We start from the raw sequence: 13837 nt of genomic DNA on the forward strand, positions 1-13837 counted from the left end.
GGTAGAATGGCCGGTCCATGAGTACCGCCCTGCCCCTGCACCCCGACTCCCTCTCCGCGTCCGCACCGGGCGTGGAGCCCCTCGCGCTGACCGAGCCGGCGGCGTTCGTGCCGCGCGCGCGTCGCGCCGCGCACGAAGCCAACAAGCTGGCCAAGCGCCTGCGCCACCAGGTGGGCCGCGCCATCGCCGACTTCGGCATGATCGAGGACGGCGACAAGGTCATGGTGTGCCTGTCCGGCGGCAAGGACAGCTACACGATGCTCGACATCCTGCTGCAGCTGCAGGCCAAGGCGCCGGTGCGCTTCGAGATCATCGCGGTCAACCTAGACCAGAAGCAGCCGGACTTCCCGGAGCACGTGCTGCCGGACTACCTGACGTCGATCGGCGTGCCGTTCCACATCATCGAGCAGGACACCTACTCGGTGGTCACCCGCGTGGTGCCGGAAGGCAAGACCATGTGCTCGCTGTGCTCGCGCCTGCGTCGCGGCGCGCTGTACACCTGGGCCGAGGAAAACGGCATCACCAAGATCGCGCTGGGGCACCACCGCGACGACCTGGTGGCCACGTTCTTCCTCAACCTGTTCTTCCACGCCAAGCTCAGCGGCATGCCGCCCAAGCTGCTGTCGGACAACGGCAAGCACGTGGTGATCCGCCCGCTGGCCTACGTGCGGGAGGATGACATCAGCGCCTACGCCGAGGCCAAGGCGTTCCCGATCATTCCGTGCAACCTGTGCGGCTCGCAGGAAAACCTGCAGCGCAAGCAGGTCAAACGGATGATGGACGCGTGGGAGAAGGAGACGCCGGGCCGCATCGAGACCATCGCGCGCGCGCTGGGCGACATCCGCCCGTCGCAGCTCAGCGACCCCAACCTCTTCGACTTCCTGTCGCTGGGCGCGCACGGCACGAAGGCCGACGCGCACGCGTGGCTCGCCGGTGAGGCAGCAACCGAGGACGCCGCTGGTCGGGAGGGCGACTCGGTACCCGCGGGTTGAATGCCGCCGTGCGACAACTGCCCGCAGCGCCGCGCGTGCGTGATTGCATCCGTTGCGCGCATGCCGCGACCCGCGTCGCAGCACCTGACACGATGATCGTTTCTGATAGCCAGGGTGCCGCCGGCGCCCTCCCCGTATCGAACCAGGGCCTCTGATGTTCTTCCGCAACCTGACGCTGTTCCGCTTCCCGACCACCACCAAGCTCGACGACCTCGACACCGGCCTGGACGAATGCCAGCTCAAGCCGGTCGGCCCGCTGGAATTGTCCAGCCGCGGCTTCATCAGCCCGTTCGGCCGCGATGCCGAAGCGCTGTCGCACCGCCAGGGCGACGCAATCTGGCTGGCCGTGGGCGGCGAGGACAAGATCCTGCCGGGCGCGGTGGTCAACGACATGCTGCAGAAGAAGCTGGCGGAGATCGAGCAGAAGGAAGGGCGCAAGCCCGGCGGCCGCACCCGCAAGCGCCTGAAGGACGAGCTGGTCACCGACCTGCTGCCGCGCGCGTTCGTGAAACCCACCCGCACCGACGCACTGCTCGACCTGGGCCACGGCATCGTGGTGGTCGACACCAGCAGCCGCAAGAGCGGCGAGAACGTGGTCAGCGAGATCCGCCGCGCGCTGGGCAGCTTCCCCGCGCTGCCGCTCAACGCCGAAGTCGCGCCGCGCTCAGTGCTGACCGGCTGGGTGGCCGGCGACCCGCTGCCCGAGGGCCTGTCGCTCGGGGATGAGTGCGAGCTGCGCGACCCCATCGACCAGGGCGCGGTGGTGAAGGTGCAGCGCATGGAGCTGCAGAGCGATGAGATCGCCAAGCACCTGGAATCCGGCAAGCAGGTCACGCGCCTGGCGCTGACGCTGGATGACCACGTGTCGTTCGTGCTGGGCGAGGACCTGGTGGTGCGCAAGTTCAAGCTGCTCGATGGTGCGGTGGATGAACTGGAAAGCACCGAGCGCGACGACCTGCGCGCCGAATTGGACGCACGCTTCATCCTGCTGTCCGCCGAGGTGCGCCGCCTGTTCACCGTGCTGGAAGGCGCGCTGAAGCTGAGCAAGGCCGAGGCCTGATCTTCGCGCGGCGCGCCTCCGACCAAGGGGCTGCATCGGGAATGCGCCATTGCCGGCCTGACGTCGACCGGGGCCGGCCGGCATCAAGGATGATCCGACAATGCGCGACCCGAGCCAGCGATGGACGCGCGATCGGCGATGAATGGCACGGACGTCGTCACGCACGCCGCGCGCCGATCCGTACAATCGTGGCAAGCCACCCCACGGCCACGCATGACTTCCCTGTTCCGCCTTCTGGCGCCATCGCCCCGCGCGATCGAGCGCGACGCGTTCGACCTGGTGCTGCCCGACGGCCGCACGATCGAGGTCGCTCGCGTTCGCGATCCGCGGGCACGACGCCTGAAGCTGTCAGTGGATGAGCGCGGTGCACGCCTGACCCTGCCCCCGCGTGCCAGCAGCGCCACGGGCGAGCGTTTCGTCGCCGAACACGCCGCGTGGCTGGACGCGCAACTGCAACGCTTCGCCGGCGAAGCCAGCGCCACGCTGGTCCGCGACCAGACCACGCACTTGCCCCTGCGCGGGCGCAGCGTGCCCTTGCGCTGGGAAGCCGGTCGCACCACCCGGCTGCAACCCGAGGACGATGCCGAGGCGCTGGTGTTCTCGCTGCCGCAGCAGGCCCGCGACACCGCCATCCAGCGTGCCGCACGTGATTTCTACGAAGCCCAGGGGCGCACCGATGTCGGCCGCTGGCTGCCGCGTTACCTGCCCGGCCTGCCCCGCGCGCCGCGCCAGGTGCGGTTCAAGGTGATGTCTTCGCAATGGGGTTCGCTGGCGCCGGACGGGTCGGTCACGCTGGACCTGTCGCTGGTGCTGGCGCGCCCATCGGCCTTCAAGTACGTGCTGGTGCACGAGCTCTGTCACCTGATCCACCACGACCACTCGCGCGCGTTCTGGCGCGAAGTCGAAGCCCGCTTTCCCACGTGGCGCGACGAGCGCCGCTACTTCAATGCGGAAGGCCGGCGGTTGAAGGCGACCCTGCGCGCGCTGATCGGCGGCTAACGCGCGTAGAAATCCCCGATCGCCGCGGCCACGCCTTGCGGGTCTTCCATGTGCAGGTGGTGGGTGCCGGGCATCACCACCAGCTCGCCGCGCGGCAACAGTGCGGCCCGCGCACGGCGCACGTCATCGGGAAAGTAGGACTGCGGCGGGTCGGCGTAGATCACCCGGGTCGGGCACTCGATGTGACGCACCAGGTCGCGCACCTGCGCCTCGCTGATGCGCACCGCCGTCGGCTGGGTCAGGCGCGGGTCGCTGCGCCAGACGAAGCCGCCCTCGGTGGGCGCGATGCCACGTTCCACCAACAGCCGCGCCACCGGTTCGCTGAGCCCGTTGACCTGCATGCGCGCGCGCACCGCGGTGGCGATGTCGTCGAACACGCGCAGGCCGCGCCGGGGAGACGCCTGCGCCGCGAAGGCATCGCGCAGGCGTTGGCCGGTGCGGTTCTCGGCCTCGGACAGCGCCCCCAACGCCTCGATGGCGACCAAACGCTCCACGCGCTGTGGCGCTGCTGCCGCGACCACGCTGGCCACCGCGGCGCCGAGGGAGTGCGCCAGCAGGCTGAATCGCTCCCAGCCGAGCGCGTCGGCGGTGGCGAGCACCGCGCGCGCAAACGCGACGCTGAGGTAGTCCGCCGCTGGCGGCAGGTGCGCGCTGGCGCCGTGGCCGGGCATGTCGAGCGCCGCCAGATCCAGGCCGGGCAGGTGCGGCGCCAACGGCACGAAGCTGCCGGCGTTATCCAGCCAGCCATGCAGTGCGAGGACGCGCGGCCCACCGGGCACCTCGCGGCGCAGCCCGCACAGGCGGCCGAACACGGTGTCGACGGCAAACTCGCGCATCACCGCGTCACTCACGCCCACGCTTCCAGTTCGCGGCGGACCAGCGCTGCGATCACGTCGGCATGCGCCGGCGAGTCGTTGAGACAGGGGATGTAGCGCAGCGTGCTGCCGTCATGCGCCACCTGCTCGGCCAAGCCCAATGCCACTTCTTCCAGCGTCTCCAGGCAATCGACCGAGAAACCGGGCGCGATGATGTCGATGGTGCGCACGCCGCGATCGGTCAGCGCCTTCAGGGCTTTGTCGGTGGCCGGTTCCAGCCACTTCTCCTTGCCAAAGCGCGACTGGTAACTCAGCGTCCAGGCGTCGTCGGCCAGGCCCAGCGCGGCGGCGATCGCTCGCGCACCGGCCTCGCACTGGGTGGCGTACGGGTCGCCCTGCCGGACCAGCCGTTGCGGCAGGCCGTGGAACGAGAACACCAGATGGTCGCCCGCGCCGTTCGCGGCGCGATGGGCACGCACCGAATCGGCCACCGCGGCAACCCACTGCGCGTCGACGTGGTAGTCGCGCACGGTGCGCACGGCCAACCCTGGCACCTTCGCCACCGCATCCTCCACCGACAGCGTGGTGGTGGTGGAGTACTGCGGGTACATCGGCAGCACCAGCACGCGGCGCGTGCCCGCGGTACGTGCGGCCTGCAGCGCCGCCATCAGCGACGGATTGCCGTAGCGCATCGCCTCCACCACCTTCACCCCCGGCACGCGGGCCTGCACCGCACGCGCCAGGCGACGCGTGTAGGCGGTCAGCGGCGAGCCTCCGTCGTCGCCGGGCAACCACACCTGCGCGTATTTCTCCGCCACCACCGGCGAGCGGCGCGGCAGGATCACCCACTGCAGCAGCGGCTGCCACAGCAGGCGCGGGATGGCCACCACGCGCGGGTCGAGCAGGAACTCGCGCAGGAAGCGCGCGACCGCGGGCGCGGTGGGCGCGTCGGGCGTGCCCAGGTTGACGAGGAAAACCGTGGTGTCGGAGGCGGAGGCATTAGGCGGCATGATGGGGGCGATGATAGCGGGCGGGAGTGCCAAGCTCGTCGGCCGGCGCCTCTACGCAGCCACCGAAGCACCAGATGCACCGACTGCCCCGGCCTGGAACGCACGTCCGCACACCGCCGTGCTCAAGCCCCGACGCTTCCCGCCGAAGGACGCTGATGCATCGCGCGACGCCGCGCGGTTCCATTGCGATTCATCCGCGCGTCACTAGCCTGAACCGCGTCCTGGGAACCACGCCTCGCCGGCGCGGTCACATCCCGCGTATAACGCCCCATCCCCCGATCAATGGAGTCCGCCATGTCCCGACTGCCGCGCGTTGCCGTCCTTGCCCTCGCCCTCGGCCTAGCCACCAGTGCAGTCGCGGGCCCGCGCGAGGATGACCGGGCACGCAACGCCGTGCGCGTGCTGGCCGACATCCAAGCGATTCCCGAGTCGGCCATTCCCGACCGCCTGCTCGACGATGCCCGCGCGATTGTCGTGGTGCCGGACACGGTCAAGATCGGCCTGATGGTGGGCGCGCGCCGTGGCCACGGCCTGCTGTCGGTGAAAAATCCCGATGGCACCTGGTCCAACCCCAGCTTCGTCAAGCTGACCGGCGGCAGCATCGGCTTCCAGGCCGGCGTGCAGTCGGCCGACGTGGTGCTGGTGTTCCGCAGCGACCGCGGGCTGGACTCCATCGTCAACGGCAAGATCACCCTGGGCGCCGATGCCGGCGTCGCGGCCGGCCCCGTGGGCCGCAATGCCGCCACCGCCACCGACGGCCAGCTCAAGGCCGAGATCTGGTCGTGGTCGCGCGCGCGCGGCCTGTTTGCCGGCGTGGCACTGGACGGCGCGGTGCTGAGCATCGACGACGAGGCCAACGAGTCGGTCTACGGCCGTGACACCACCCCGCGCATGATCTTCGAAGGCCGCGCCAAGGGTGCGCCGTCCAACGCGGTGGTTGATTTCCGCGACCGCCTGGAAGAGGCCAGTGCCAATGCCAGCGCCAACCGCACCGGCGCGGCCCCGCGCCGCGCCAGCACGGGCGGCCAGGTGCAGGTCGGCGCGGCGGAGGCGCCGGCCGGCAGCCAGACCCAGCCGCTGCAGCCGGCGGGGCAGCCCCAGCCGGGTGGTTTCGAGACGGTCGAAAGCCCCAAGGTGGAGCCGCTGCCGCGTTGAGTCCGGCCGGCGCACGGACCCTGCCCTGTTCCCGCCGCACGGCCGTCAGCGCCGGTGTGGCATGGCTGCGGTATCCTGATAGTCCCACTTCCTAGAGCATTCCCATGGGCGGTTTCAGTCTTTGGCACTGGCTTATCGTGCTGGTGATCGTGGTGCTGGTGTTTGGCACCAAGCGCCTGAAGAACGTCGGCCAGGACCTGGGCGAGGCGGTGAAGGGCTTCAAGAAGGGCCTGCAGGACGATGACGCGGTGGGCAAGAACACGCCGCCCTCGCAGTTGCCGGACCAGAGTCGCAACGCCGACACCCAGTCCAGTGCGTCGCAGCGCGACGACGAACACACCCCGCGCTGAGCGCGGACACGGCCCGGGCGCTGACCCGGGCCGGCTGCCATGTTCGACATCGGCTTTTCCGAAATCTTCGTCATCGCCGTCGTGGCCCTGCTGGTGCTGGGCCCGGAGCGGCTGCCCAAGGCCGCGCGTTTCGCGGGCCTGTGGGTGCGGCGTGCCCGCGCGCAGTGGTACTCGGTGAAGGCCGAACTGGAAACCGAACTGGCCGACGAGGAACTGCGGCGCAGCCTGCGCCAGGCGCAGGAACAGCTGCGCGCGGCGGAGGCGGCGATGCGCGAACAGGCGGCCAGCCTGGAACAGGGCGCACGCGGATTGGCCCACGACGTGGGTGCGCCGGGCTCCGGCGCGTCGGGCGCGGAGACGGGCGTGTCCACGGACGCCCCGGCCGCCGGCGAAACCGCGGCGACCGCCGAGTCCGGGGAAGATGCCACACCGCCCGAGTCGACCCTGGAGCCGCACGCCTCCACCGGCGCACCGCAGGCCTCTGGCCGCGACCCGCAGCCCTGAGCGCGAGGACGCCACTGCCATGACCGACGCCGTGGACACCGCCGCCGAGCCGCGCCTGATCGACCACCTGATCGAGCTGCGCGCGCGCCTGCTGCGTGCGGTGGCGGGGCTGTTCGTGGTGCTGCTGACGCTGCTGCCGTTTGCCAACAAGCTGTACGCATTCTTTGCTGCGCCACTGCTGGCCAAGCTGCCGGCCGGGGGCCAGCTGATCGCGGTGGAAGTGGCCTCGCCGTTCTTCGCCCCGCTCAAGCTGGCGTTCTTCGTGGCGCTGATGGTGGCGATGCCGTGGCTGCTCTACCAGGCTTGGGCGTTCGTCGCCCCGGGCCTGTACCAGCGCGAGAAGCGGCTGGCGTTGCCGCTGCTGGTGTCGGCGATGGCGCTGTTCTACGCCGGCTGCGCGTTCGCGTTCTTCCTGGTGCTGCCCACCGTGTTTGGCTTCCTCGCCCAGATCACGCCCGATGGCGTGGCGATGATGACCGACATCAACGCGTACCTCGATTTCGTGCTGGTGATCTTCGTCGCGTTTGGCCTGAGCTTCGAGCTGCCGGTGGCGATGGTGATCGCGGCCGCGATGGGTTGGGTGACGCCCGCGCAGCTGCGCGAGGCGCGGGGCTACGCGATCGTGGGCGTGTTCATCATCGCGGCGATCATCACGCCGCCGGATGTGGTGTCGCAGCTGATGCTCGCGATCCCGATGTGCCTGCTCTACGAGGTGGGGATCATCGCTGCGGGCTGGGTGGGGCGCGGCCGCGCCACGGGCGACGCCCGGGATTGAGCCCGCGGGCGCGGGCTCCTCGGTGGTCCGCGCATCAGGCGACGTGGTAGGCAAACGCCCCGCTGTCCTGCGCCGTCACCAGCACGCGCTGCACCGGCACCCCATCGGCCATGCGCGCGAGTACTTCCCCGGCAATCTCCGGCAGCAGCGTGCCGCCGAGAATGTGGTCCACGTTGCGCGCCCCGGAATCGACCTCGGTGCAGCGGGCCAGCACCGCCTCGACGAGCCCCTCGTCCCAGTCGAACACTGCTTTGTGGTTCGCGCGGATGCGCTGGCGGATGCGCTCGAGCTTGAGCTCGATGATCGTAGCCAGCACGTCGTCGCTGATTGGGTAGTACGGCACCACCTTCATGCGACCCAGGAACGCTGGCTTGAACGTCTTCATCAGCACCGGACGCAGCGATTCGGCCAGGGCGTCGGCGGTGGGCTGCTCCTCGGCCGGCCGGTTGAGGCAGGCCTGCATGATCTGCGATGACCCGATGTTGCTGGTGAGGATGATCAGGGTGTTGCGGAAGTCGATGGCCCGGCCTTCGGCGTCGTCCATCTCGCCCTTGTCGAACACCTGGAAGAACATCTCCAGCACGTCGGGGTGGGCCTTCTCCACCTCGTCCAGCAACACCACGCTGTAGGGGTTGCGGCGCACGGCCTCGGTCAGTACGCCGCCCTCGCCATAGCCCACGTAGCCCGGCGGCGAGCCCTTCAGGCCGGAGACGCTGTGGGCCTCCTGGTACTCGCTCATGTTGATGGTGACCAGCTTGCGCTCACCACCGTACAGGATGTCGGCCAGCGCCAGCGCGGTCTCGGTCTTGCCGACCCCGGACGGGCCAACGAACAGGAACACGCCGCGCGGCTTGTTGGGATCCTCGAGGCGGGCGCTGGCGGTGCGCACGCGCTGGGCGACGGCGTCGAGTGCGTGGTCCTGACCGATCACGCGCTCGCGGAGCAACGGCGCCAACTGGCGCACCACGCGCAACTCGTCCCGCACCATCCGGCCCAGCGGCACCCCCGTCCAGGCACTGACGATTTCCGCCACCACGCCGCCGTCGACCTGCAGCGGCAGCAGCGGCGTCTCGCCCTGCAACGCGCGCAGTTCGGCCAGCAGCGTTTCCAGCTCGACCTGCGCCGCGCGCACGGCGGTGGCACGCAAGCCGACCATCACCACCGCGCCCGACTCTTCGCGGAGCTCGTCGGCGTCCCCCATCTCAGTTGGCGCCGGCGCCTCCTGTTCCAGTTGTGTGCGCAGCGCGGCAATCTTCTGCGCCAGCGCGCGCTCGTCGCGCAGCCGCGCCTCGCTCTCCGCCAGCACCTGACGTGACTGCGTCTGCTGGGCCTCCAGCTCATGCAGCCGCTCGTCGTGGTGCGCGCCGCTGAGCGCCTCGCGCTGCAGGACGGCGATCTCCGCCGCCAAGCGCTCGAGGTGCTTGTGGGTGTCGTCGATGATCGCGGGGGTCGCACTCTGCCCCAGCGCCACCTTGGCGCACGCGGTGTCGAGCACGCTCACCGCCTTGTCCGGCAGTTGCCGGCCGGTGATGTAACGGTGAGACAGGCGCACGGCTTCGGTGATCGCCTCGTCCAGCACGCGGATCCCGAAGTGTTGCTCCATCAGCGGCACCATGCCGCGCAGCATCGCCGCGCACAGGGACTCGTCCGGTTCCTCCACCTTCACCACCTGGAAACGGCGCGCCAGTGCGGCATCCTTCTCGAAGTACTTCTTGTACTCGGCCCACGTGGTGGCGGCGATGGTGCGCAGTTCGCCCCGCGCCAGCGCCGGCTTGAGCAGGTTGGCCGCGTCGTTCTGCCCCGCCTGGCCACCGGCGCCGATCATGGTGTGGGCTTCGTCGATGAACAGGATGATCGGATGCGGGCTCCGGCGCACCTCGTCGATCACGTTCTTCAGCCGGTTCTCGAACTCGCCCTTCACGCTGGCGCCGGCCTGCAGCAGCCCCATGTCCAGCGTGTGCAGTTCGACACCGCGCAGCACGTCGGGCACGTCGCCCTGCGCGATACGCCATGCCAGGCCCTCGACCACCGCCGTCTTGCCCACGCCCGCCTCGCCGGTGAGGATCGGATTGTTCTGGCGGCGCCGCAATAGGATATCGATCGCCTGGCGGATCTCGACCTCGCGGCCGATCACGGGATCGACCTTGCCGTCGCGGGCGCGCTGGGTAAGGTTGGTGGTGAACTGATCCAGCGCCGGCGTCTTGGACAGCCCGCCCGGCACGCCCGGTGCCTCGCTGGCATCGGCGCCGACCATGGGCCCGGCTTCTGCGAAACCCACCGTGGTGGCTTCGTGCGAGCCTTCGGTCAGGCCGACGAAGTCATGCTTGAGCGCCTCGCGCTTGATCCGCGCGAACAGCGGCGAACCGCGATGCGCCAACTGCGACAATCCCGGCTCGCTGAGCAGGGCCAGCAGCAGGTGACCGCTGCGGATGCGAGTGGTGTGCGTGTCCAGCGACGCGATCAGCCAGGCGTGCTCGAACAACGTCGGCAGATGCGGCGAGAACACCGGCGTCCGGGTGTTGCCGGCCTTGAAGCGGCCGATTTCGCGCTCCAGGTCGGCGCGCAGCGCATCGGCGTCGATCCCGCTGCGGCGCACGACGAGGGCCACATCGCCGCCGGGCTGCTCCAACAGCGCGACGAACAGGTGCTCGAGGTCCACCTCGTAGTGGCCGCGCGCCAGGCACAGGTTGGCAGCCCGTTCGGTGGCCTGCCGGCAGGGATCGTTGAGCTTGGCAATCAAGGTCTTGAGGGTGTTGCCCACGGGTGCGCTCCTTCGCGTGCCACCGTCAATGCAGTGGCTGGATGAAATAGGTGGTGTCGTGGCGGGGCGCGGACGCGGGGCGAGAACACAGGTAGCTGTCCCAGCCCAGTCTCGACGGGGCTTGTGACTTGCCCATGGCGATGCCGCGCACCTCCTCGGCCCGCAAGGCCACGCGCACTTCGTACTCGAGCGTTGCGCCGGTCAGCAGCGCCAGCCACTTGGCCAACGCCTGCGCCGCGTGCCCGCCGGGGAGGAACGCGTCGAAGCGGCCGCGGTCGAGCGGTCCGATCCACAGCCGCAGACGCAGGTCGCGCTGCCACACCCGCCCACCGGCCAGGGCACTGCGGCCCAAACACGCATTGCCAACGCCCAGGTGGGTGCGCTGTTCCTCCGGCACCGCGTACCAGGCCCCGACAAAGGGCTCGACCCGCAGGGGCACGGCGAAGTACCCCGTGAGTACCTGCTGCAGCGTCGCCAACGAGGCCGGACGCTGCCCGAGCAGGCCGGCGTGGTGGGCCAGCGCCTGGTCGAACACCGCCCCGTCACCGTCGCTCAGGCGCTGGCGCAGCGCCGGCGTGCCCAGCCCCGCAAGCGCCAGCACCAGCGGCAGGAAGCGTTCGCGTCGGTCCACTTCGTACTGCAGCGCGGGCCGGTGCTTCTTCCACCCCGCGTAATGCAGGGCGACGGCACGGGTGGTGAACACGTCGAAGAATGCCCGCGCGGCGCGGTCGCGCTCGAAGGTCTCGCGCGCGGCCACGGCTTCGGTGTAGTGCAGCGGCAGCGCGCCATGCAGCCCCAGCAAGCCCATGAAGGCCGGGGTCAGGTGCACTTCCCCCAGCGCTTCCATGGTGACGGCATGGGCGACCGCGACATCCCGGTCCAGTAGCGCGCCATCGCCGGCGAACGCAGACGCCGCTTCGATCTCGCTGCAGGGGAACGCCAGCGACGTGGAATTGCGGAAACGCACGCGCGCAGGCACCGCATCGACCGACTTCAGCCCTTGGCGCACGAACAGCCCTTCCAGCACGCGCAGCGCCTGGAAGAACCCGAAGCGCTGCGGCGTGCCCAGCAGTTGCTGGGCTACGCCAGGATCGATTCGCCGCATCGCGGTTCGCCCCGGAACAGGGTCCGGCCGTCGTGACTGGAGAGGACGCACAACCGCGTGAAGCTGTTGGCGTGCACGTACAGGCCGAGAAAGCACTCGAGGACGCGCACGAAGGCCGCCAGCCCCGTACCGACGAATGCGTGCTCATCGACCGTCAGCCGCACCTCAATGCCGCGCACCATGCTTGGCATGTGGCGCCCCGGCAACCAGGCGTTGCTCGCCACCTGCTCCAGTCCGACCAGACCGTCGATCTGCCGCGCGGACACGCTGCTGCGCGCCAGGTCGTACAGGCGCAGCATCTCTTTCAACGCCGGCAGGCCGCTGGCCGTCAGCGACAGGTGGTTCAACGCCAGGTGCGAGATCAGCCGCCACTGCGCGCCTCCGCCGCGCTCGAACCGAAGCGGCTTCCCCGGCTTGCGCAACAGCGCAATGCTGCGCGCCACGCCACCGCCGTCCTGGGTCAGGTCGCCACCGGGCACGCCGTAGGCGAGGTGGCTGGGCAGGTCGCGGTTGCTGCAGGTCAACGCGACACTGATGACGTCGGTCTGCGGCGCGACCGGGTTGAAGTCGAGGTCGACGAAGGCCAGTTCCGTCTCAAAGCCCGGACTGTGCCGGGCGACGTCCGCATCCCTGCGCGCGACCCAGTACTGCCCGGACCTGTCCGGCACTTCACCGTGGCGCAACGCATAGAACGGGCGGAATTCGGTGATGTCTTCCCCCTGCGGGGTCTGCCGGACCCGGTGCACCGAGTCGATGGAAACGACCTCGTAGGCAAAGGCCCGTCGCGCGTCAGCCACCACCGGGTAGTGCGTGGTGCGGTGGGTGACCCGGATCGGATCGCCGCGCTGAGCGAACAGATTCACGACCGGGGTGCAGCCCAGGCGCACGTGCTCCGCCGACAGGGACTCCAGCACGCGCGCGATGGGGGCATCGGCGGGCATGGCCTCCAGGACCAGGTGCACGCTAAAGCGGCTGCCGGTGCTAGCGCCCAACGCACGCAGGTCGAGGTCGAAGAATCCGAACTTCTCCGGGAACGCGAACAACTCCGTCAGCAGGCGGTAGGCGGGATGCGAGCGTTCGGGGAGGTCGATCAGCGCCTCGTCCACCGCGAAGCCCACCTGCTGCAGCGGGACCGCGGGCAAGGGCGTCCAGCGACCGCTGTTGCCCGGCTCCAGGTACGCGGCCCGCAGGCCCAGTGCCAACAGGTCGCGCAGGGCCGCACAGAACGACGGTTCCCCGTCGATGAACAGACGGAGCCGCTCCAGGCCCAACGCGGCGACATGCGGTTGCTCCCCCAGCAGCTCGAACGACAAGGCAACCGAACCGCCGCAGCCCACCGGCAGGCTGACGGCCATCGGGGCATCGCTCACCGCGCTGAAGCGCGCGGCGGCGACGCGGATCGGGGCGAGTACCACGTCCTGGGTACTGCGGAAGCGACAACTGACCCCGCGCACCGCACGGGAGTGCAGCAACGTATCCCGCGGCACCACGACGGGCGCGCTCAGCGTCGCCGCGGCCGGGCCGGGGTCGAAGCAGGCGATGGAGCAGGCGGGAAACGGCCGGAGGTAGTGCGGATAGAGCACCTCCAGCAGCGCCTCGGTGAACTCGGGATAGTCGTCCTCGATGCGCTTGCTGGTACGTGCACTGAGCAACGCGAACGCCTCGATCAGGCGTTCGACGTGGGGGTCCTGGCTGCCGTCGGCGGACAGCAGCAGGCGCCCGGCGATCTTCGGGTAGCGCTCCGCGAATTCCCGGCCGTAGCGACGAAGCCACCCCAGCTCGCGCTCGTAGAAGGGCAGGAGGTCGTCCATCAGGCCGTCGTCGTGCGGCGGAAGCGGCTGACCGCGTATTGCATGGTGGTGGACTGCAGCAGCGCATCGAAGCTGACGGGTTCGCGTGCGGGCTCGACGTCCAGCACGGCGTGGATGGCGAAGCGCAGCGCCGCCGGGCCGCGTCCATTGCCGTCCAGGGCCACCCGAACCTCCTTCAACCTCGGTTCGTGGCGGGCGATGGCCTGCTCCAGCGCACGGCAGATCGCGGACCGGTCCTGGCCACTGGCCAGGGTGAGCGTGGACAAATCCCGCAGCCCGTAGGTCATCAGCGAGCGGCGACAGTGCGGCCATGCCTCCAGCGCATCTTCGCCAAAGGCCGCGCGACTGTTGAGCAACCCCTCCAGGTCGCGCGCCACCGAGTCCTTGTACTGCTCCAGCGTCAGGCTACGGAACGTGCCGAAGCCACCGCGCACGCGCGGTTCGTCGTCGAACAGTTTCTCCAGCAGGCTGGGCTCAAATCCCTTCATGGCGGTTTCGCG

At 69.8% G+C, this 13837-nt stretch carries 13 protein-coding genes; 7 read left to right on the top strand and 6 right to left on the bottom strand.

Going from position 1 to position 13837, the window contains the following annotated elements:
* Positions 1–17 precede the first annotated feature (17 nt).
* The 3 genes from ttcA (at position 18) to ACYVBS_RS03680 (ending at position 3051) form a co-directional block, all read left to right on the top strand.
* Entirely contained in the window at positions 18–992 is a 975-nt protein-coding gene (gene ttcA, locus ACYVBS_RS03670) for a tRNA 2-thiocytidine(32) synthetase TtcA (RefSeq protein WP_460821858.1), read from the top strand.
* A 154-nt stretch (positions 993–1146) separates the two neighbouring features.
* Positions 1147–2052, top strand: coding sequence for a recombination-associated protein RdgC (locus ACYVBS_RS03675; protein WP_460821859.1), 906 nt, complete (start codon positions 1147–1149; stop codon positions 2050–2052).
* Positions 2053–2265: 213 nt separating this feature from the next.
* The gene (locus ACYVBS_RS03680) at positions 2266–3051 is read left to right on the top strand and encodes a M48 family metallopeptidase (protein WP_460821860.1); all 786 of its coding nucleotides are present in this window, start codon (positions 2266–2268) and stop codon (positions 3049–3051) included.
* On the opposite strand, the gene ACYVBS_RS03685 is transcribed toward ACYVBS_RS03680, so the two are convergent.
* Positions 3048–3887 (bottom strand): alpha/beta fold hydrolase, encoded by an 840-nt coding sequence (locus ACYVBS_RS03685; protein ID WP_460822173.1) that lies wholly within the window; start codon positions 3885–3887, stop codon positions 3048–3050. The genes ACYVBS_RS03680 and ACYVBS_RS03685 overlap by 4 nt on opposite strands.
* An 11-nt stretch (positions 3888–3898) precedes the next feature.
* On the bottom strand, positions 3899–4876 hold the full coding sequence (gene hemH / locus ACYVBS_RS03690) for a ferrochelatase (protein ID WP_460821861.1): 978 nt from the start codon (positions 4874–4876) through the stop codon (positions 3899–3901).
* A gap of 294 nt (positions 4877–5170) precedes the next feature.
* Here hemH and ACYVBS_RS03695 point away from each other — a divergent pair, with 294 nt between their 5' ends.
* The 4 genes from ACYVBS_RS03695 to tatC all read left to right on the top strand — a co-directional run bounded on the left by ACYVBS_RS03695 (position 5171) and on the right by tatC (position 7660).
* A complete protein-coding gene (locus tag ACYVBS_RS03695) occupies positions 5171–6031 on the top strand; it encodes a lipid-binding SYLF domain-containing protein (protein ID WP_460821862.1) in 861 nt (286 codons plus the stop codon).
* Between the two features lie 104 nt (positions 6032–6135).
* Positions 6136–6381 (top strand): Sec-independent protein translocase subunit TatA, encoded by a 246-nt coding sequence (tatA, locus tag ACYVBS_RS03700; RefSeq protein WP_460821863.1) that lies wholly within the window; start codon positions 6136–6138, stop codon positions 6379–6381.
* 39 nt (positions 6382–6420) lie between these two features.
* Positions 6421–6885, top strand: a complete 465-nt coding sequence (gene tatB / locus ACYVBS_RS03705) for a Sec-independent protein translocase protein TatB (protein ID WP_460821864.1) — start codon at positions 6421–6423, stop codon at positions 6883–6885.
* 19 nt (positions 6886–6904) lie between these two features.
* The gene (gene tatC / locus ACYVBS_RS03710; protein ID WP_460821866.1) at positions 6905–7660 is read left to right on the top strand and encodes a twin-arginine translocase subunit TatC; all 756 of its coding nucleotides are present in this window, start codon (positions 6905–6907) and stop codon (positions 7658–7660) included.
* A 34-nt stretch (positions 7661–7694) separates the two neighbouring features.
* Here the strand turns inward: tatC and tssH are convergent, their stop codons facing one another.
* The 4 genes from tssH to tssE are packed head-to-tail and all read right to left on the bottom strand — an operon-like array spanning position 7695 to position 13825.
* Positions 7695–10421 (bottom strand): type VI secretion system ATPase TssH, encoded by a 2727-nt coding sequence (gene tssH, locus ACYVBS_RS03715; protein WP_460821867.1) that lies wholly within the window; start codon positions 10419–10421, stop codon positions 7695–7697.
* Between the two features lie 25 nt (positions 10422–10446).
* Entirely contained in the window at positions 10447–11526 is a 1080-nt protein-coding gene (gene tssG / locus ACYVBS_RS03720; protein WP_460821868.1) for a type VI secretion system baseplate subunit TssG, read from the bottom strand.
* A complete protein-coding gene (gene tssF, locus ACYVBS_RS03725) occupies positions 11502–13337 on the bottom strand; it encodes a type VI secretion system baseplate subunit TssF (RefSeq protein WP_460821869.1) in 1836 nt (611 codons plus the stop codon). The genes tssG and tssF overlap by 25 nt, the downstream gene beginning before the upstream one ends.
* Positions 13337–13825, bottom strand: coding sequence for a type VI secretion system baseplate subunit TssE (tssE, locus tag ACYVBS_RS03730; RefSeq protein WP_460821871.1), 489 nt, complete (start codon positions 13823–13825; stop codon positions 13337–13339). Before tssE ends, tssF begins: the two co-directional genes overlap by 1 nt.
* Between the last annotated feature and the right edge of the window lie 12 nt (positions 13826–13837).

Source organism: Lysobacter olei (assembly GCF_054777355.1).

Bases quoted from the DNA above. Each gene is read 5' to 3' on its own strand.
- ACYVBS_RS03675 (WP_460821859.1), top strand. From the start codon at position 1,147: ATGTTCTTCCGCAACCTGACGCTGTTCCGCTTCCCGACCACCACCAAG.
- ACYVBS_RS03680 (WP_460821860.1), top strand. From the start codon at position 2,266: ATGACTTCCCTGTTCCGCCTTCTGGCGCCATCGCCCCGCGCGATCGAG.
- hemH (WP_460821861.1), bottom strand. From the start codon at position 4,876: ATGCCGCCTAATGCCTCCGCCTCCGACACCACGGTTTTCCTCGTCAAC.
- tatB (WP_460821864.1), top strand. From the start codon at position 6,421: ATGTTCGACATCGGCTTTTCCGAAATCTTCGTCATCGCCGTCGTGGCC.
- tssF (WP_460821869.1), bottom strand. From the start codon at position 13,337: ATGGACGACCTCCTGCCCTTCTACGAGCGCGAGCTGGGGTGGCTTCGT.
- tssG (WP_460821868.1), bottom strand. From the start codon at position 11,526: ATGCGGCGAATCGATCCTGGCGTAGCCCAGCAACTGCTGGGCACGCCG.
- ttcA (WP_460821858.1), top strand. From the start codon at position 18: ATGAGTACCGCCCTGCCCCTGCACCCCGACTCCCTCTCCGCGTCCGCA.
- tatC (WP_460821866.1), top strand. From the start codon at position 6,905: ATGACCGACGCCGTGGACACCGCCGCCGAGCCGCGCCTGATCGACCAC.
- ACYVBS_RS03695 (WP_460821862.1), top strand. From the start codon at position 5,171: ATGTCCCGACTGCCGCGCGTTGCCGTCCTTGCCCTCGCCCTCGGCCTA.
- tssE (WP_460821871.1), bottom strand. From the start codon at position 13,825: ATGAAGGGATTTGAGCCCAGCCTGCTGGAGAAACTGTTCGACGACGAA.
- ACYVBS_RS03685 (WP_460822173.1), bottom strand. From the start codon at position 3,887: ATGCGCGAGTTTGCCGTCGACACCGTGTTCGGCCGCCTGTGCGGGCTG.
- tatA (WP_460821863.1), top strand. From the start codon at position 6,136: ATGGGCGGTTTCAGTCTTTGGCACTGGCTTATCGTGCTGGTGATCGTG.